At 51.1% G+C, this 18,321-nt stretch carries 17 protein-coding genes and 1 other RNA gene; 16 read left to right on the top strand and 2 right to left on the bottom strand.

The window, feature by feature from the left end; translation table 11 throughout:
* The first annotated feature begins 50 nt into the window (after window positions 1-50).
* The 6 genes from PCH05_RS07320 to rnpB all read left to right on the top strand — a co-directional run bounded on the left by PCH05_RS07320 (window position 51) and on the right by rnpB (window position 6,213).
* Window positions 51-509, top strand: coding sequence for a YaiI/YqxD family protein (locus tag PCH05_RS07320; protein ID WP_127601711.1), 459 nt, complete (start codon window positions 51-53; stop codon window positions 507-509).
* Window positions 510-558: 49 nt separating this feature from the next.
* Window positions 559-2,379, top strand: a complete 1,821-nt coding sequence (gene dnaG, locus PCH05_RS07315; protein WP_127601934.1) for a DNA primase — start codon at window positions 559-561, stop codon at window positions 2,377-2,379.
* A gap of 41 nt (window positions 2,380-2,420) precedes the next feature.
* Window positions 2,421-3,557 (top strand): RNA polymerase sigma factor RpoD, encoded by a 1,137-nt coding sequence (gene rpoD / locus PCH05_RS07310; RefSeq protein ID WP_127601710.1) that lies wholly within the window; start codon window positions 2,421-2,423, stop codon window positions 3,555-3,557.
* Window positions 3,558-3,836: 279 nt separating this feature from the next.
* Entirely contained in the window at window positions 3,837-4,613 is a 777-nt protein-coding gene (locus tag PCH05_RS07305) for a tRNA (adenine(22)-N(1))-methyltransferase (RefSeq protein WP_127601709.1), read from the top strand.
* Window positions 4,589-5,710: a Nif3-like dinuclear metal center hexameric protein gene (locus PCH05_RS07300; protein ID WP_127601708.1), complete on the top strand. Its 1,122-nt coding sequence runs from the start codon at window positions 4,589-4,591 to the stop codon at window positions 5,708-5,710. Before PCH05_RS07305 ends, PCH05_RS07300 begins: the two co-directional genes overlap by 25 nt.
* Before the next feature lie 93 nt (window positions 5,711-5,803).
* Window positions 5,804-6,213, top strand: an RNA gene (gene rnpB / locus PCH05_RS07295) — RNase P RNA component class A.
* A gap of 563 nt (window positions 6,214-6,776) precedes the next feature.
* Here the strand turns inward: rnpB and PCH05_RS07285 are convergent.
* A complete protein-coding gene (locus tag PCH05_RS07285) occupies window positions 6,777-8,663 on the bottom strand; it encodes a S8 family peptidase (protein ID WP_127601706.1) in 1,887 nt (628 codons plus the stop codon).
* 263 nt (window positions 8,664-8,926) lie between these two features.
* On the opposite strand from PCH05_RS07285, the gene PCH05_RS07280 reads away from it, so the two are divergent.
* From PCH05_RS07280 to thiI, 6 genes are all read left to right on the top strand, one after another.
* Window positions 8,927-9,433, top strand: coding sequence for a YpuI family protein (locus PCH05_RS07280; RefSeq protein ID WP_127601705.1), 507 nt, complete (start codon window positions 8,927-8,929; stop codon window positions 9,431-9,433).
* A 202-nt stretch (window positions 9,434-9,635) separates the two neighbouring features.
* A complete protein-coding gene (locus PCH05_RS07275) occupies window positions 9,636-9,857 on the top strand; it encodes a DUF1540 domain-containing protein (protein ID WP_127601704.1) in 222 nt (73 codons plus the stop codon).
* Window positions 9,858-9,912: 55 nt separating this feature from the next.
* A complete protein-coding gene (locus PCH05_RS07270) occupies window positions 9,913-10,305 on the top strand; it encodes a hypothetical protein (protein WP_127601703.1) in 393 nt (130 codons plus the stop codon).
* A 203-nt stretch (window positions 10,306-10,508) separates the two neighbouring features.
* The gene (locus tag PCH05_RS07265; RefSeq protein ID WP_127601702.1) at window positions 10,509-11,240 is read left to right on the top strand and encodes a lytic transglycosylase domain-containing protein; all 732 of its coding nucleotides are present in this window, start codon (window positions 10,509-10,511) and stop codon (window positions 11,238-11,240) included.
* A gap of 125 nt (window positions 11,241-11,365) precedes the next feature.
* The gene (locus tag PCH05_RS07260) at window positions 11,366-12,520 is read left to right on the top strand and encodes a cysteine desulfurase family protein (protein ID WP_127601701.1); all 1,155 of its coding nucleotides are present in this window, start codon (window positions 11,366-11,368) and stop codon (window positions 12,518-12,520) included.
* Window positions 12,521-12,522: 2 nt separating this feature from the next.
* A complete protein-coding gene (gene thiI / locus PCH05_RS07255; protein ID WP_127601933.1) occupies window positions 12,523-13,749 on the top strand; it encodes a tRNA uracil 4-sulfurtransferase ThiI in 1,227 nt (408 codons plus the stop codon).
* A 45-nt stretch (window positions 13,750-13,794) separates the two neighbouring features.
* On the opposite strand, the gene PCH05_RS07250 is transcribed toward thiI, so the two are convergent.
* Window positions 13,795-14,490 carry a TerC family protein gene (locus tag PCH05_RS07250; protein WP_246049397.1) on the bottom strand — a complete coding sequence of 232 codons (696 nt, stop codon included), beginning with the start codon at window positions 14,488-14,490 and terminating at the stop codon, window positions 13,795-13,797.
* A 132-nt stretch (window positions 14,491-14,622) separates the two neighbouring features.
* Here PCH05_RS07250 and PCH05_RS07245 point away from each other — a divergent pair, with 132 nt between their 5' ends.
* From PCH05_RS07245 to PCH05_RS07230, 4 genes are all read left to right on the top strand, one after another.
* Window positions 14,623-15,282 carry a TerC family protein gene (locus tag PCH05_RS07245; RefSeq protein ID WP_127601699.1) on the top strand — a complete coding sequence of 220 codons (660 nt, stop codon included), beginning with the start codon at window positions 14,623-14,625 and terminating at the stop codon, window positions 15,280-15,282.
* A gap of 170 nt (window positions 15,283-15,452) precedes the next feature.
* Complete coding sequence (locus tag PCH05_RS07240) at window positions 15,453-15,962, top strand: hypothetical protein (protein WP_127601698.1); 510 nt, start codon at window positions 15,453-15,455, stop codon at window positions 15,960-15,962.
* Between the two features lie 167 nt (window positions 15,963-16,129).
* The gene (gene typA, locus PCH05_RS07235; protein ID WP_127601697.1) at window positions 16,130-17,971 is read left to right on the top strand and encodes a translational GTPase TypA; all 1,842 of its coding nucleotides are present in this window, start codon (window positions 16,130-16,132) and stop codon (window positions 17,969-17,971) included.
* Window positions 17,972-18,006: 35 nt separating this feature from the next.
* Complete coding sequence (locus PCH05_RS07230; protein ID WP_127601696.1) at window positions 18,007-18,303, top strand: YlaH-like family protein; 297 nt, start codon at window positions 18,007-18,009, stop codon at window positions 18,301-18,303.
* Window positions 18,304-18,321 lie beyond the last annotated feature (18 nt).

Genomic DNA, 18,321 nt, shown 5'->3' with positions numbered 1-18,321 from the left:
GTATATAATAATACGGTAAACCATGATAACAGGGTGATCTTCTGGCTGATATGCACACGATTCACATTGTCGTTGACGGGGACGCTTGTCCCGTGAAGCATGAAATTGGCGAAGCTGCCAGAGCCTTCCGCATTCCTGTTCTGATGGTTTCTTCTTATGACCATTTTATTCAGGGCGGGGAAGGTGTGAAGACGATCCAGGTGGACCGCAGTGATCAAAGCGCTGATCTTTATATCGCCAACCACATCAAGCGGGGAGATATTGTCGTCACGCAGGATTACGGGCTGGCTGCGCTTGCGCTTTCCAAAGGCTGTCATGTCATTTCATTCCGGGGTCAAAGCTACAATAGCGAAAATATCGAGTTCATGCTGGACCGTCGGCATCACCAGGCCAAAGCGAGGCGAAGAGGCAGCTATGGCAAAGGGCCGAAGCCGATTACCCAGGAGGACAAGAGAATTTTTCAACAGAAACTGACAAAACTTTTGCTCGAGTTGCAGGAGAATGTTTAACGGTAGCGAATAATATTTTACGTGCCAAAAAGAGATGAAGGTGGTTTGGATGAATGCCGGACAAGGTAACATTCCGGAAAAAGTTATCGATGCCGTGCTGGAACAGCATGATATCGTCGATACAGTAAGCAGGTATGTTCATCTGACCAAGCAGGGGAAATACATGAAAGGCCTCTGCCCGTTTCATTCGGAGAAAACCCCCTCTTTTACGGTGACACCGGACCGGCAGATTTTCTATTGCTATGGCTGCGGCAAGGGTGGAAATGCCATCAAATTCAGGATGGAAATCGAAGGATTATCCTTCCCCGAAGCCGTTAAAGTTATGGCGGAAGAAAGTCATATTGCGGTACCGGAAGGACAAGGGGCTGTGGTGAACCCTCCGAATCCGGAGAGAGAACGACTGCTTCAGGCCTACGAATGGACTGCTAAATTTTATCACTTTTTGCTCAAAAATACGGAGCACGGGAAAGCGGCGATGGACTATTTGCGTTCACGCGGCTTTAACGACAAGGTGATCGACCAATTTCAGATCGGCTTTGCGCCGGACCGCTGGGATACGCTGGTACAGTTTCTGACCAAAAGATCCTTTGACCTGCATGAGATGGAAAAAGGCGGACTTTTGACCAAACGGCAGGACAGCGAAGATTTTCTCGATCGCTTCCGCGGTCGCATCATGTTTCCCATTCATGACCGCAACGGTAAGATCATCGCTTTTGCTGGAAGGATCCTGGGCGACGGACAGCCGAAATACTTGAATTCGCCCGAGAGCAAGCTTTTTAACAAAAGCCGGATTTTGTACAATCTTCATCAGGCCAAGCCGTCAATCCGCAAATTGCGGCAAATCGTATTATTCGAAGGATACGGGGACGTGATATCGGCCTGGGAGGCTGGCGTGCAAAACGGTGTTGCTACAATGGGCACCTCACTTACGGAAAGCCACGCGGCGCTGATGAAAACGATGGCGGACGAAGTCGTCATCTGCTACGACGGCGACCGTGCCGGACAAGCTGCGGCGATGAAGTCGATTCCGCTGCTTGAAGGCGTAGGCCTCAGCGTTAGGATTTCGGTGCTGATCGAGGGGCTCGACCCGGATGAATTCATCCGGAAATACGGTGCCGACCGCTTTAACCGGCAAATGATTGACGGAGCGGTATCGACGACAAAATTTAAGCTTATATATCTGAAAAAAAACCATATACTGCTAGAAGAAGAGGGGAAGATCGCATATACGAAGGAAGTCCTTCCGATTATTGCGGCCCTGCCCTCATCGACCGAAAGAGAAGTTTATTTGAAGGAGCTCGCCTCCGAACTTCAGCTTTCCTTTGAAAGTCTTAAGCAGGATTGCAACGAGATCCGCCAGTCCATGCAAAAAAACATGCCGGATGGGGATAATAACGACAAAAGGTGGAATAATGGTAGGCATAAAAAAGGGCAGGTTGCTGCTCCTACATTGCTGCCGGCATACCATACCGGAGAACGGCGCCTTTTAGCCATGATGCTGCAGGATGCCGAGGCCGCAAGCTATGTGGAAAAACGGCTCGGTGACGCATTCAACATTGATGATCATGCAGCGATTGCTGCTTATCTATATGCCTACTACGCACAGGGCAAACCCCCGGATATCAGCCGTTTTATGTCGTCCTTGCACGATGACCGTCTGGAGAAGACCGTGAGCTCCATCTCCATGATGGACACTCCCCCGGAGTGGAACGTTCAGGAGCTGGATGATTGTATTCGGGAAGTACAGAAAGTTCCGCAGAAGCGGCAGATCGACAAGAAGAAAGAAGAAATGATCAATGCCGAGCGGTCAGGGGACTTTTTGCGTGCTGCACAAATTGCAAGTGAGATTATAGCCCTAGAGAGACAGTAAAGAACAGGCTTGAATGTTTCTAGGGAGGAGGGAGTCGAGTTATGGCGAATGATCAGCATACTGAACTAGAGACAGAATTTACGCTGGATCAGGTAAAAGACCAGCTGATTGAACAGGGTAAGAAGAGATCTTCTTTAAATTACAAGGAAATTATGGAGAAATTATCGCCGTTTGATCAGGATCCGGAGCAGATGGATGAGTTTTATGAGCATCTGAGCGACTTGGGTATCGATGTGGTTAACGAGAGCGACGAAGATGATAACGGCATGCACCGTCCATCCGACGACCATGAAGGTAGCGATAGCGATGATTTCAGCTTTGACGACGACTTATCCCTGCCGCCGGGCATTAAAATTAATGATCCGGTACGGATGTATTTGAAGGAAATTGGCCGTGTGCCTCTCTTGTCGGCCGATGATGAAGTCGAGCTTGCAAAACGGATTGAGAACGGTGATGAGGAAGCCAAGCGGCGTCTGGCTGAAGCCAACCTTCGTCTGGTCGTCAGCATTGCCAAACGGTATGTGGGACGCGGTATGTTGTTCCTGGATTTGATTCAGGAGGGCAACATGGGCCTCATTAAAGCCGTGGAGAAGTTTGACCACAAAAAAGGATATAAATTCAGTACCTACGCGACCTGGTGGATCCGTCAAGCCATCACGCGCGCCATTGCTGACCAGGCCAGAACGATCCGGATTCCGGTACACATGGTGGAAACGATCAATAAGCTGATCCGGGTATCCCGTCAGCTGCTTCAGGAATTGGGGCGCGAACCGACGCCGGAGGAGATTGCGGCTGAGATGGAACTCAGCGTGGAGAAGGTTCGGGAAATCATGAAAATCGCGCAAGAGCCTGTCTCGCTGGAAACGCCAATCGGTGAAGAAGACGACTCACATCTCGGCGATTTTATCGAGGATCAGGAAGCGTTGGCGCCAGCCGATGCTGCTGCTTACGAGCTTCTGAAGGAACAGCTCGAAGACGTGCTGGATACACTGACCGAACGCGAGGAAAACGTGCTTCGTCTGCGCTTTGGTCTGGATGATGGCCGGACGAGAACGCTGGAAGAAGTGGGTAAAGTGTTCGGCGTCACCCGCGAACGTATCCGTCAAATCGAAGCCAAGGCGCTTCGCAAACTGCGTCATCCAAGCCGCAGCAAGCGCTTGAAGGATTTTCTTGAATAGGACCATGAGGCTGACCTTCTGCAGGCTTTTTGCAGCAAGGTCTTTTTTTTAGAACGGGAAGTTCTTTAGGAAAGAATCGTTTGCTTTCTTTTAGAACATTTTCCTTTATTTGTTTTTATTTTAGCTCTTTTTAAAAGCCAATGCAAATTAATATTGCGTATTGTCGAAAGCCATGGCCAAGGAATGACGTGGGGTTTCGGGATTGTTTGCAGGTTCGTGACCGGTTTGTTACGGTATAAAAAAGCGTTGGAAAAATCAATCAGATATGTGGGGGCATTCATGAAACTATCAAGAAGACTCGAGATGATCCTGGAGCTCATTCCGGGGCAAAGCCGTTTGGCGGACATTGGCTCGGATCATGCGCTGCTGCCTGTCGCAGCGGTGAAATCAGGCAGGGTCGTCCAGGCCGTTGCAGGCGAAGTGAATCCGGGTCCGCTGAAAGCGGCTGCCAAGCAGGTGGCTGAAGCCGGACTGCAGGAGCAGATCGCGGTCAGACGCGGAGACGGGCTTGCCGTCATTGCAGCCGGAGAAGTGGACGTGATTACGATTGCCGGTATGGGCGGCAGCCTGATTGCCAGCATATTGGATCAGGGCCAGGACAAGCTGGACGGCGTACAGCTCCTGATTTTGCAGCCGAATGTAGGCGAAGATATCCTCCGCCGGTGGCTGATGGAACATGGCTGGCTGCTGACGTCGGAAAGAATCATGGAGGAAGACGGAAAAATCTACGAAATTCTGACGGCCGTACCCGAGAAAGAGGATGAGCGCATCAGCAGCCGGCTGCTGTACGAAAGCCAGGAATGGCCAAGTGTCAACGGTAATGGCACCTTTACGGTGACGTCCGCGCTGCTGCTGCGTATGGGCCCATGGCTTCTGAAGGAGCCGACATCCGTTTTCTTCGATAAATGGAAAAGCGAGCTGGAGAAGCTTGAAGGAATCCTGGCGTCTTTGTCCTCATCGAGACTGGAATCCGCAGAAACGAAATCGCTGCAAATCAAGCAGGAAATGGAGCAGATCAAGGAGGTACTCGCATGTTTGCAAAAGGGCAGACTGTAATTCAGTATATGGAGCAGCTGGCTCCAAAACATTTGGCTGATCAAGACGACAAGGAACGGATCGGACTTCAGCTGGGAAGCCTGCACAAAGAGATCCGCACCGTTCTGGTGGCGCTAGACGTCAATGAAGACGTCGCAGATGAGGCGGTACGGATCGGGGCCGATTTGATCATCGCCCATCATGCGATCATTTTCAGGCCGTTGAGACAGATTAATACAGATACGCCGGCAGGTAAGGTCTATGAAAAGCTCATCAAAAACGACATCGCCGTCTATATTGCGCACACGAATCTGGACATCGCCGAAGGCGGCATGAACGATTGGATGGCGGAAGCTCTGGGCATCCGTAATACGGTACCCATTGAAGAAACGCAGCGGGAGCAGCTGCTGAAGCTGGTCGTGTTTGTTCCTGTCACACATGCCGATCAGGTGCGGGAAGCCATTCTTGCGGCCGGGGCAGGGGCTATCGGAAATTACAGCCACTGCAGCTTTAACGTGGAGGGAACGGGAACCTTCCTGCCTCAGGAAGGCAGCAATCCATTTCTCGGCTCTGCCGGAAAACTGGAAAAGGCGAGTGAGGTAAGAATCGAAACGATCGTGCCTCAGGGCATCCGCAGCCGCGTCGTGCAGGCTATGCTGAAAGCCCATCCTTATGAGGAGGTCGCCTATGATCTGTATCCGCTCGAATTCAAGGGGAAGGCATACGGACTGGGTAGGGTCGGTAAGCTGGAGCATGAACAGTCGCTGGCTGCATTCGCAGAGGTGGTCAAAGACAAACTCGACGTGCCTTGCGTGCGTGTCGTAGGGGATCCGGAACGTGTTATTAAAAAGGCGGCGGTGATCGGCGGCTCCGGAAGCCGCTGGTACGGCGCAGCGCGTTTTCGCGGCGCGGATGTTCTCGTAACCGGCGATGTGGATTATCATACGGCCCAGGATGCGCTCGCTGCCGGTATCGCGCTCATTGATCCCGGACATAATGCGGAAAAGATTATGAAGGCCAAGGTAGCGGAATGGATGAGCGCCATACTGGAGAAGAACCGGTATGAAACCAAGGTTATCGCTTCCTCCATAAATACCGAACCGTTCCGGTTTATGTAAATTCAAGGACGGGAGGGAAATTCCGCAGGGGTTGGAAGAGGAAGAGGATTGAAACCTTCACGGATACCGTGTATACTATACAATGTTGTCCGGAAAGTTTGACAGACAATCGCTGGCGGCGCGTAAGGCGCCGCGAGAGGAAAGTCCGGGCTCCATAGGGCAGGGTGCTGGATAACGTCCAGTCAGCGCGAGTTGAAGGATAGTGCCACAGAAATGGACCGCCGATGGCCGCTGTTTCAGCGGATCAGGCAAGGATGGAACCGAGGTGTAAGAGACCCCGAGGAACGCTGGTGACTTCGTTCCTGGTAAACCCCACCTGGAGCAAGACCTAATGGAACGCAGCTTCCCTGAGAAGCAGCCTTAGCCCGAGGCGCGTTCGGGTTGGTCGCTTGAGCCAATCAGCAATGACTGGCCTAGATAGATGATTGTCGCTTATCCGCGGGAGGGTAGTTCCCGGCTGCACCGCGACGAGCACAGAACCCGGCTTACGTAAAACTTTCCAAACTGCAACTGTATGGCTTAGATGATACCTTCAAGACGGCATCCCGGATCGATCCGGCAGATGCCGTCTTTTTGCGTTTGAGTGAGGCATTGGCACAGACGAGCCTGTTTTGGTCATTTAACACTATATCAAGGACAAACGTACAAACGAAGGAGCTAAAAGCTTAATAAACTGTACTAAATCGATGAAAGGAGCTGCTTGCAAATGTATAATCATTGCTTCCACTGTCCACCGGCGGATCCAGTTTATACAGATCCAACAGTTATTGTTCAGGACTATTATTATCCACAAATCGTTCCTGTGGTTCACACGGTGCAAGTCGTGAAGAGACATCACTGTGTACCTGTGCCCAAGCATATCTACAACTATGTTGAAAGCGACCAAAACTGCTCCGTATCCGCTAATAGCATGAAACGCGGCGCGCAGGTTTCCAGAGCCAGAGGCAGACGCTAGTCAATAAATGCTTGAACAATGACGATGAAGGCCAAACACATCGCTTCTTCCGAAATGGCAAAATCATAAAAAAAAGCAATCCGCCAGCGGCCGGATTGCTTTTTTTCTAACCTAAGGTGTTTTTTTCTGGATAACGGAATCCATTTTCTTCTGAACATGCTGCGGCCAGAACTGCAGCGGAGCCTCGCTGTTGCCTGCGGCTTCAAGGGCTTTGCGGATGTCGACCTGACCGTAGCCATAATATTTATCCCTTCCCTTTGGACCCAAGTCCACGGTGCTGCTGCGCATGATATCCATGACCTGCTTGTTGGTGAGATCCGGATTGCGCGAACGGATGAGAGCGGCCATGGCCGCAACATGCGGGCTTGCCATCGATGTACCGGACAGTGCGGCATATTGGTTGCCCGGATAAGTGCTCGCGATGCTGGTACCTGGAGCGGCTACATCGATGTAATCACCATAGTTGGAATAGGAGGCACGCTTCATGTTGGAGTCGGTTGCGGCGACAGCAAGCACCTCCGGATAGGCTGCAGGATAACCTGGACGCTCCGTATTATCATTACCCGAGGCAGCGACCAGAACGACATCCCGGTCATATGCATACTTTACGGCGTCATGCAGGAACTGGGAATCGGCGTAGTTGCCGAGACTCATGTTGATGACCTTGGCGCCGTTATCCGCCGCCCAGATGATGCCTTCGGCGACGGAGTAAGTCGTACCGGATCCGGATTTATCCAAGGCTTTGACCGGCAGCATATTATTGTACCAGCTAATCCCCGCTACACCCTCGTTATTGTTCACGACAGCTCCAATAATGCCGGCGACATGCGTGCCGTGGCCCACGTCATCAATGGGATCTGAATCGGGAGTGATGACGTTGTAGCCGCTGAGCAGTTTGCCCTGCAGATCGGGATGACCGATGTCCACGCCCGTATCTACGATACCTACGATGATATCGCTGCTGCCGCGCGACAAGTCCCACGCCTGATTGGTTTCGATGGCCGGAAGATTCCACTGGTATTTCGCAAACAGCAGATCGTTCGGAACATTCGGAAGCGAGCTCGTCGATTCTTTAACTGTATCGTTGGTCATATATAGGTAATGGGGCTCGACATACAAAGGGTTCCAGTTTTTCAGAAAATACGATTTCAGCTGCCCGTAATCCATGCCGCTCGCATGAAATACGTAAGCGTACCCCAGCTTGCGCGAAGATTCTGCCCTCAGCTCGGATACCATCCGGTTCATGTCTTCCCGGGAGGGATCGTTCCGGAAACGGACAACAATCTCATTTTCGTAAAAATGGCTCGCTTTTTCATTGTCATGACCCGTACGCACGGTAATATCCTTCAGGGTATCGGCATGCACGGATTCCACTTTGTATTTGCCTTCCTTCGGATACGGGATCAGGCGCAGATTTTTTTTCTGATGGTTGGCGACCTCTGTCAGAATTCTCTGGTTCATGAGGGCGATCACGCCCTGATTCGGCTTGGACTTACCCGGCTCGGCTATGATGAAATACTGCTTGCCGTCCATTTTGAAGGAAGGGGATTCGTAGGGCCGCTTCTGCGCGATGCTTTTCTGGGCCTTGCTTATATATCCATTTAATGTTTTCCGGTCTTCGGCGCTCCAGCTGCTTTTGGTGGTGTATTCACGTTTTCCTTTTTTGGCATCCTGCCATATAATCATGGTAAAATGATCATGTGATTTTTGCAGTGTCCGCACATAATCCGTGATTTGAGCAGGTCTGGCCTGAGCGAGCTTATCCAGCATGGATGTCAGATGCTGCTTGGCGTCCAGACGCGTCAGATGATCGGTCGATGCGATGTCCTGCGCCATCATGCGTTGCTTTGAGATATGTTCCTGCTTCGGGTTCGGAATGACCGGCTCCGAAGCTTGCTTGCGGGTGTGGGTATCGGCGGAATGAGGCACCTGCATCACGAGAAGCAGCGCAGCCGCTGCTGCCGCGATACCAAGGCCTGCCCATGTGCGACGGGACATAAGATAAACCTCCTGAAAATGAAATTACCTTTATCGTGAGGAGAGAAGGGTTATTTTATACCCTGCATGTTGGGCGGTACCGAAGTTCCCATGTTTTGTTCAAATATATAAAATCAACATTTTATATGGACTCCCAGAAAGGGATACCGCTTCACATGGTTTTGTGTTAGGATAGTACATGGAAAATTGATGCTGTAAAGCGGTTTAATTGTATAACGTCAGCCATTGGACTGAAGGAACCATTAAGGGGGAGCAAATTAGCGATGTCAGCAGGTAATGTTCAAAAATTGTGTGAGACCACGAAAGAGAAGCTGAAATATGCGATCGATAAGCTGGAAAATTTTCTGAATGAGTATTCGCTTCCGCAGCTTGCACCAGAAACGAATGAGGAGACGCTGCATTTTTATAAAGGCTTCCTGTCGGATCTGCGCCACCTGCTCGTATTTAGCGAAGTATCTTCCGAGAAGCTTGGAATCGCGCTGCGACGTGCCAATTTCGACACCGAATTTGCTGAGAAGGCTCTCTATAACGTATATCACCACTGCGTGAATAACTTTTTCTATCCGAAAAGCGAAAGCTATTCCGAGGATGGCCGCTACGCCTATACCGGACAAGATGCGATCCGTTTCAGAGCCAAGCCGGTACGTCCGGTACGAGACATCATCCTGGACATTACGAAAGTATTTGAAGACCTCAGAGATGATCTGACGTATTACGAAAGCGACTACCTAACAGAGCGTAGAATGCAGAGTCAGCGCACTCACGCCTAAACGATATAAAGCAAAATTCAGTCTAAAGATGCCCGGGATCCGGGCATCTTTTTTTATATCCACGTATTTTGGCCTCCTGCCGCAGGAATGAGACGCTTCAAGTATGCTTTCATGAATTATGAACTGCCGCCATCAACTGACATTCCCGAGCCGTATAGAGTACAGTGGCAGGGGAGACAATGGTATTTGAGGTGATCCTAAAATGAATGATTCAAGAACCATTGTCAAATGCAGCGTCAGCAACTGCAATTACTGGGGCGAGCAGAATGTCTGCAAAGCCGAGCAAATCCTGATTGAGATCGACAAGCATGCTTCCGCCAAATACTGTGAGGAATTCGGAAGCGAGCATTTTGCCGAGCATAAGGATTATGCAAATAATTCATCTGCTACCTGCTGCCTGACATTCAAGCCGAAATCCGAATAACAAAGCGTCGCATCCCGTTTTTTAGCAGGGCCATCCATTCAAGGGAGGTTTTCCGATGGACGATTTTCATGAACATGAAGAGCAGGAACATCCGGAAGGTAAAAGAAAGCAGCTGCTGCCCAAACGTATTCGCAGGGATTATCCGCGGCGCGACAATCATGAGGAGGAATATGCTGCCGAGGTAGCTCCTCCAACATCCGGCCGCTACGAAATCAGCGAAGAAGATGATGAAGATCGAGGAAGAACGACAGGCAGAACCGCCGGTTATGTCGGGCTGTCTTTTGGCATCGCCTCGTTGTTCATGTGGTCCATCGTGCTTGGGCCAATCGCAGCTGTCACAGGTTATTATGCGTACAGTCAAGGCAGCAAGGTTTGGGGAGCTTGGGGCATGGGACTGGGTATTTTAGCCACAATCAGTTATTTTGTTCTTATCCCTTTTGCCCGTTAAATCCCCAGTTGATGCACACGAGCTTGAGCGTCCTTTTGGCTGCGAAACCAGCGGAAGGGCGCTTTTTAATGTTCTTCAATGCAAGGAACATGCTCGTAAGCCGCATAATATAATTCCTTGGATATATGGCGCGAACTCCCCTCTGCATGGTAAAATGACTGAAATGAAACAAATCCATCTGACGAGAAAACGAGGTTTTATACATGCAGATCGATTCGGCAACCGCGAAGCAGTTGGCTTCACTTCAGGATAACAGCCGCATTCGAAATAGAGACGAGCTTCTTCAAGAGATCATGAATAACGGAAGCACCTCAGATTTTGGCGTTATTTTGCAAAATCTCGCGGGCTCATCCGCTGCGGATGCTTCGGGCGTGGACAGCTCCGTTCTGCCTTCGGTCCCCGGGGTAAGCTACAGCGATGGATTATTGTGGCAGCAGCTCGGTGTAACAGAGAATACAGACGATTCCAAGCTCCAATTCGTGAGCGCCAGCAGCCACCACTCCAGCCACAAATCAGGCCCTACCTCATATGACGATTTAATCCAGCAGGCGAGCCAGAAATACGGCATCGATGAAGCGCTGATCAAAGCGGTGATTGATACTGAATCTTCCTTTAACCCGAGCGCCGTTTCGTCGGTCGGAGCTAAGGGGCTTATGCAGCTGATGGATGGAACGGCAGCCGGTCTTGGCGTTAGCGATTCATTTGATCCGGCCCAGAACATTGATGCAGGTACGCGTTATTTGTCTTATCAGATCAAGCGGTTTAACGGACAGGTGAACATGGCTTTGGCAGCCTACAACGCCGGACCGAACCGGATTGCCAAGCTCGGGGTTTCTACGGATGAACAGCTGATGGACAAGCTGGCGATGCTGCCGGAAGAGACCCGGAAATACATCAGTAAAATCGCAAACGCACGCTCGAAATACGAAGCTTAATATTAAAAAAGAATGCTGGGATCAAACGGGGAATCGGCGGATGAAGACTGCTCGGACAACAACCTCCTCTTGTTTGATCTCTTTATATTGTCCGCAAAACGGCAAGACGGAAGGATGATAAAAAAATGATATATTGGGATCATGCAGCCAGTACGCCGCCGTATGACGAAGTTATTCAAACGATGGCGGAGGTCATGAAAAAGCATTACGGCAATCCCTCTTCGATCCATAGAATGGGCGAGGATGCTGCTAAGTTGATCAAAAAAGCGAGGGAGGTGTGCGCTACCTCCCTGCAGGTGAAGCCTTCCGAAATCATTCTGACTTCCGGGGCAACGGAAGGCAACAATATGGCGATCAAAGGGGCAGCGTTGCAATATGCAGGCCGTGGAAAGCACATCATTACTACGGCAATCGAGCATCCATCCGTATATGACAGCTGCCTGGATCTCCAGAAACAGGGGTTCGAGGTTACAATTCTTCCTGTTGACGGCAGCGGAAGGTTAGATCCTGCAAGCCTGGCAGCCGCAGTACGGAAGGACACGATTCTCGTCAGCATCATGCATGTGAACAACGAGACGGGAGCGGTGCAGCCGCTTGCCGAAATCGGTCAAGCCCTGAAACAAGCTAATCCACTGACGATCTTCCATATTGACGGGGTTCAAGGATTCGGCAAACTGCCCGTTCATCTCGATGAGTGGCAGGCGGATTTGTACACTCTCTCTGCCCACAAAATCCGCGGTCCGAAAGGGACGGGGGTACTTTATAAGCGGGAAGGAATTACGCTTCATCCGCTGTTGTCGGGCGGAAAGCAGGAATCCGGGCTTCGGGCAGGAACCGAAAATATTCCCGGATTCGTTGCCATGTCCAAGGCCATGCGGATGGCTTCCGAGCAGACGGAAGCTTTCATGAAGGAGGTCGGCGCGCTTAAGGGAGCGCTGCTCGATTGGATCCGCCGAACGCCAAGTCTTGAGCTGAACAGCTTCGAGGAAGGCGCACCTCACATCGTCAACGTGTCTTTTCCGGGTATGAAAGCGGAAGTGCTGCTGCATACGCTGGAGGAACACGGCATGCTCGTTTCCACCAAATCGGCCTGCTCCTCCAAAACGGCAGAACCAAGCCGAGTGCTGCTTGCAATGGGGCGAAGCGAGGATGCGGCCTCCAGCGCAATCCGGATCAGCATGGGGATGACCAATACGCAGCAAGACGTGCAGCAGCTGATATCGGCGCTTGAAACCGCGGTGAAAAGACTGCAGCCGCTTAGACAGGAAGGAATGAAATGAGCTTGAAATATGACATGCTTCTTCTCCGTTTCGGAGAGTTTACGTTAAAAGGAAAAAATCGCAACCGTTTTGAAAAAACAATAATAACACACGTGAAATCCGTGCTTGCATCCTACCCTTCTGCCGAAATCCAGAAGGAATACGGGAGACTGTATATCGCTTTAAACGGCGAGAACGCACCTGAACTGATAGCCGAGCTGAAAAAAATATTCGGCATCGTCTCGATCAGCCCGGTAGTCGTGTGTGCCTCGCAGCTGGATAAAATTATCGAGACCGGCGCTTCCTTTATCGAGCAAATGGAACTGCTCACGGAAACAACCTTTAAGGTAACGGCCAAAAGAGCCTGGAAGGCTTTCCCGCATCCATCCCAGGAAATGAACCATTTGGTCGGGTCACCCCTCCTCAAAAAGTTCCCTTTGCTGAAGGTCAGCATGAAAAACCCCGAGCTGCAGCTGCGGGTTGAGATCCGGGAGCAGGGGACGTACATCTACTGCGAGGTCATTCCAGCGGTCGGAGGCTTTCCGCGCGGAAGCAACGGCAAGGCGATGCTGCTTCTTTCCGGAGGCATCGACAGCCCCGTAGCGGGCTTCAGCAGTATGCGGAGAGGGTTGGAAGTGGAGTGCGTTCACTTTTACAGCTATCCTTTCACGAGCCGCAAAGCTAAAGAAAAAGTGTTGGAGCTGGCAAAGGTATTGTCGGGATACGCGGGCAGCGTCAAGGTGCATCTGGTTCCTTTTACAGAAATACAGACATCCTTTACCGGCCTCGGCCAGGATAATCTGATCATTACCCTCATGCGCCGTTCGATGCTGCGGATTGCTACGATGCTGGCTGAGCGTGAGGGTGCGCTCGCGATCGTGACAGGGGACAGCCTGGGGCAGGTGGCAAGCCAGACGCTGCCCAGCATGAATGTCATCGGCAAGGCAACGGAGCTGCCTTTGCTGCGGCCGCTGGTAATGATGGACAAAAGCGAGATCATCGAAATATCCAAGCAGATCGGTACGTATGAGCTTTCGATTTTGCCATACGAGGACTGCTGTACGTTGTTTGTGCCCAAGTCGCCGACGACCAATCCGAATCTCCACGTCGTGGAAAGAATTGAAGCCTCGATCTCGGCACTGCCGGCGATGCTCGAAGACGCGGTGGCGCGGACGGAGACGGTTCTCCTTACACCGGATTCCGTAATCGAGGCGGATCGTGAAGATGGGATCGATGATAACTGGTTTTAAAAACACAAAAGGACTTCCAACAGTCAATGTTGGAGGTCCTTTTTGCTAGGAGTACGAGTTTTCGTTTCTTTTTTTGCGAGCGTCTGACCGTTTTTTCATAAACCCGGCCGCGAGTACTGCGATGATGACGACAACGATAAAGAGGATCCGCACGGCGGGATGCGCCTCGAAAAAAGGCTGCAGCCTTTTTTCTTCCGTAATCATGTTGGATGCCGTATATCCGAGCACCGCGGAGCCCAAATAAATAATCCATGGAAACCGGTCGATGAGTTTGATGAACAGGGTGCTTCCCCAAACGACGATCGGAACACTGATCAACAGGCCGAGAATGACCAGAAGGATATTCTGCTGAGCCGCTCCGGCAACCGCAATCACGTTATCCAGGCCCATCGCCGCATCCGCGACGATAATGGTCCTAACGGCTCCCCACAGCGAGCGCCCCGCCTTGACGTCGGTATGATCGTCATCGTCCGCGAGTAGTTTGTAGGCAATGCCTATAAGCAAAATGCCGCCCACCAGCAGCAGCCACGGAATTTGCAGCAGCCAGACCACGATAATCGTCGCGGCGATCCGCAGCAGCACAGCACCGCCGGTTCCATAAAAAATGGCCTTTTTCTGAGTCGAGGATGGCAGATTCCTCGCAGCAAGGCCGATTACAATGGCATTATCGCCAGCTAAAATTAGATCGAGAAACACGATATTGATTAGTTTTGCCAAAAAGGCAAATATGGATTCTTCCACCTTCGTCACTCCTCATCATGACTGTATACGGAGCAGAAACAAAATCGGATTCATTATAGGATAATTTTTCAATGAGAGTCAAGCATAGCCTGGCCCAAGGAGGCATAGGAGTATTAGTGGGGGTGTTGACTGTTGGAATCGATATGGCTGCTTGTACAGATCCTGATGATCAATTTGGTTCTGAGCGGAGACAATGCCGTGGTCATTGCGCTGGCCAGCAAAAACCTGCCGCCGAAACAGCGCAAACAGGCCGTATGGTGGGGTGCCTTGGGCGCGGTGCTGCTAAGATGCGTGTTGACGTTTGCGGCCGTCCTGCTATTGAAAATCCCTTTCGTCCAGGCGGCGGGAGGCGTTCTGCTGTTCTGGATTGCTTACAAGCTGCTGGTGGACGACAAGGACGATGTCCGGATGGGCGAAACGGCCTCCATCTGGAAAGCGGTTCGAAGCATTCTGGCGGCGGATTTTATTATGAGCCTCGACAATGTGCTTGCCCTTGCGGGAGTCGCCAACGGGGATTTGGCTTTGATCGTCATTGGAATAGCGATCAGCATCCCGATCGTCGTATTCGGAAGCAATTTGATCGTTGGCCTGCTTCATCGTTATCCGCTGCTGGTTTATTTGGGAGCAGGCATTCTTGGCTATACGGCCGGTGAAATGCTGCTTCAGGACTCGAGAATGGGCATCCTGCTGTCCTCACTTATGCCACAGGTGCATGGCATGGTCCCCATCCTGCTAACGGTGTTGGTCATCCTGGCGGGCGGATTCAGGAAGCTGTCCCCACGGCGAACATAAGCAAGTCATTACGGCCGGTGTATACCGGCTTTTTGGCGTTTATGAGGTGTGAAAATTTTACATAGCGAATATGGTTTTTTCGGTCTGTTTCAGATAAACTAAAGGTGAAAACATGTCGGATCCTGCGGGAGCGGACATACAAGGTATATAGGAAAAGAGGGTGGGGAAAAATGTCCTCCAAGAACGATGTAAGACTGGGTCTGTTTATCGTCGTGGCAGGGGTCGTCATTCTGCTGGGCAAGCTGGGCGTGTTCGGTTTTTTGGGGCGCACGTTGTGGCCGCTTGCCATCGTCGTCGTCGGTCTTCTGGTGCACCTGCTGTATTTCAGTGGTCGCGCACGCGCTGCCGTGCTGATTCCGGGAGGTATTTTGGTGGTCTACGGGCTGCTGTTTGAAATTTGCAACCTGTGGGGCTGGAGCGTCATGTCGCATCTATGGCCGGTATTTCTGTTGGGCATCGCGGTGGGAGCGTACGAATATTATTTGTTCGAATCCCCGAAGCCGGGCGGGGTGCTGCCTTTCGCATGGATTCTTGGGCTTGTTTCCCTGGTTCTGCTTTTCTTCACCTTGCTGCATACGGGTGCCATTTATGTACTGGCGGTTGTGCTGATTGCGCTCGGTATTTGGTTTATTTCGGGGAGGGGAAGATCGGGACGGAGAAAGGGATATGGCGGCTGGTAACAGCTCATGCTCGCTTATTCTATTTTCTGTAAAAATGCTTGTTTTTTTCTGAAAATTCACTATAATATAAGGGATATGTTGAAGCGTCGTCGGCATTACCGCCCGGCGCTTCTTTTGGTGAAAGATATTCGCATTGATTTGAAAGGGAAAGGATCTGGATAAAAGTCATGCATTCAAGAGATAAAATTCGCAACATTGCGATTATTGCCCACGTTGACCACGGTAAAACAACACTGGTAGACCAGCTTCTGCAGCAATCAGGTATTTTCGGGAAACACGAGCATTTGCAGGAGCGGGCCATGGATTCCAACGACCTGGAGCGTGAGCGCGGAATTACCATTTTGGCCAAAAACACGGCCATTACGTATAAAGACTATTTGATCAACATTTTGGATACTCCCGGACACGCCGACTTTGGCGGCGAAGTGGAACGGATCATGAAAATGGTTGACGGCGTATTGCTCGTCGTAGACGCCTATGAAGGCTGCATGCCGCAAACCAAATTCGTTCTCCGCAAAGCCCTCGAGCAAAATTTGACTCCGATCGTCGTTGTTAACAAAATCGACCGTCCGGCTGCACGCCCGGCTGAAGTCATTGACGAAGTGCTGGATCTGTTCATCGAGCTGGAAGCCAATGACGATCAGTTGAACTTCCCTGTCGTGTATGCATCCGCACTGAACGGTACATCGAGCCTTGACCCTGAGAAGCAAGATGACAACATGCTTGCATTGTACGAAACGATTACAGAGCATATTCCTCATCCTACTGAAAATGTAGAAGAACCTCTACAGTTCCTCGTTACTTTGATGGACTATAACGAATATCTCGGACGTATTGCGATCGGACGCGTGAACCGCGGCGTGATCAAGCAAGGTCAAGCTGTAACGGTTATTATGCGCGACGGCAAGAGCAAGACGGCCCGCATTGAGAAGCTGTTCGGCTTCCAAGGCCTGAAACGCATTGAGATGGAAGAAGCCGGCGCAGGCGATATTGTCGCGATTGCAGGCATCAAGGACATCAACATCGGCGAAACCATCGCTGATCCGCAAAATCCGGAAGCACTGCCTGTTCTTAAAATCGACGAGCCGACCCTGCAAATGACGTTCCTTGTCAACAACAGTCCTTTTGCTGGCCGCGAAGGCAAATGGGTTACTTCGCGTAAGCTGCGCGAGCGTCTGATGAAAGAACTTGAAACCGACGTGAGCTTGCGTGTCGATGAGACCGACAGCCCGGATGCATTTATCGTTTCTGGCCGCGGCGAGCTTCACCTCGGCATTCTGATCGAGAACATGCGCCGTGAAGGTTACGAGCTGCAGGTATCGAAGCCTGAAGTTATCGTGCGCGAAATCGACGGCAAGAGAATGGAGCCGATCGAACGTCTTCTGATCGACGTTCCTGAAGAGAGCATGGGAGCTGTCATGGAAAGCCTTGGAACTCGCAAGGCCGAAATGGTCAACATGGTGAATTCCGGCAATGGCCAGGTTCGTCTTGAGTTCCTCATTCCGGCTCGCGGCCTGATCGGATACAACACCTACTTCCTGACCCTGACCCGTGGATACGGCGTTATGAACCATGCGTTCGACAGCTACGGACCGCTGGTCGGCGGCCAAGTGGGTGGACGCCACCAGGGCGTGCTTGTAGCAAGCGAAGGCGGCACAAGCACAACGTATGGTATGATGGGGATTGAAGACCGCGGAACCTTATTCTTGGAACCGGGAACCGAAATTTACGAAGGCATGATCGTCGGGGAGCACACGCGCGACAATGATATCGTCGTAAACATTTGTAAAGAAAAAGCCGTCAACAACATTCGCTCTGCCAATAAAGAAGAAACGGTGAAATTGAAAACGCCGATTATCTTCTCGATGGAACAGGCGCTTGAATATTTGAACGACGATGAGCTTTGCGAAATCACGCCAAAATCGATTCGTCTTCGCAAGAAGATCCTGAATAAGAGTGAGCGTGAACGCGCAGAGAAGCATCGTAAAATGGCCGAATCCAATCTGTAATTAGGTGACCCGTTACCGAAAGGAGTGTACCGCACATGCAAGCCTGGTTTGCATCGCATTCGCTTGTGTCTTACATTGTCATTTTCGTGTTGATTACGTATGTGTATAACAAAGTATTCCGTATCAAACAGAAACTTCCGCTGCTCAAAGAAATTCTGCTGTATATCCTGATGGCCATCGGTTCCGGAATGCTGCTTGTTTTTCAGCATGACAAGCTTCCGATCATCCAGTGCCTGCTTGTTGCGGTTGCTTTAATGCTGCTCGTGCGCGTCCGTTATTTTGTGGAAGCCCGCCAGAAGAAAAAAGCGGAAGCCGCAGCCAAGCGAGGCTAAACAGCCGTTATGCGCTCC

This window comes from Paenibacillus chibensis, assembly GCF_004001045.1.
In the GTDB taxonomy this organism is placed as follows: domain Bacteria; phylum Bacillota; class Bacilli; order Paenibacillales; family Paenibacillaceae; genus Paenibacillus_AQ; species Paenibacillus_AQ chibensis.
This window is presented reverse-complemented; position numbering and strand designations above follow the sequence as displayed.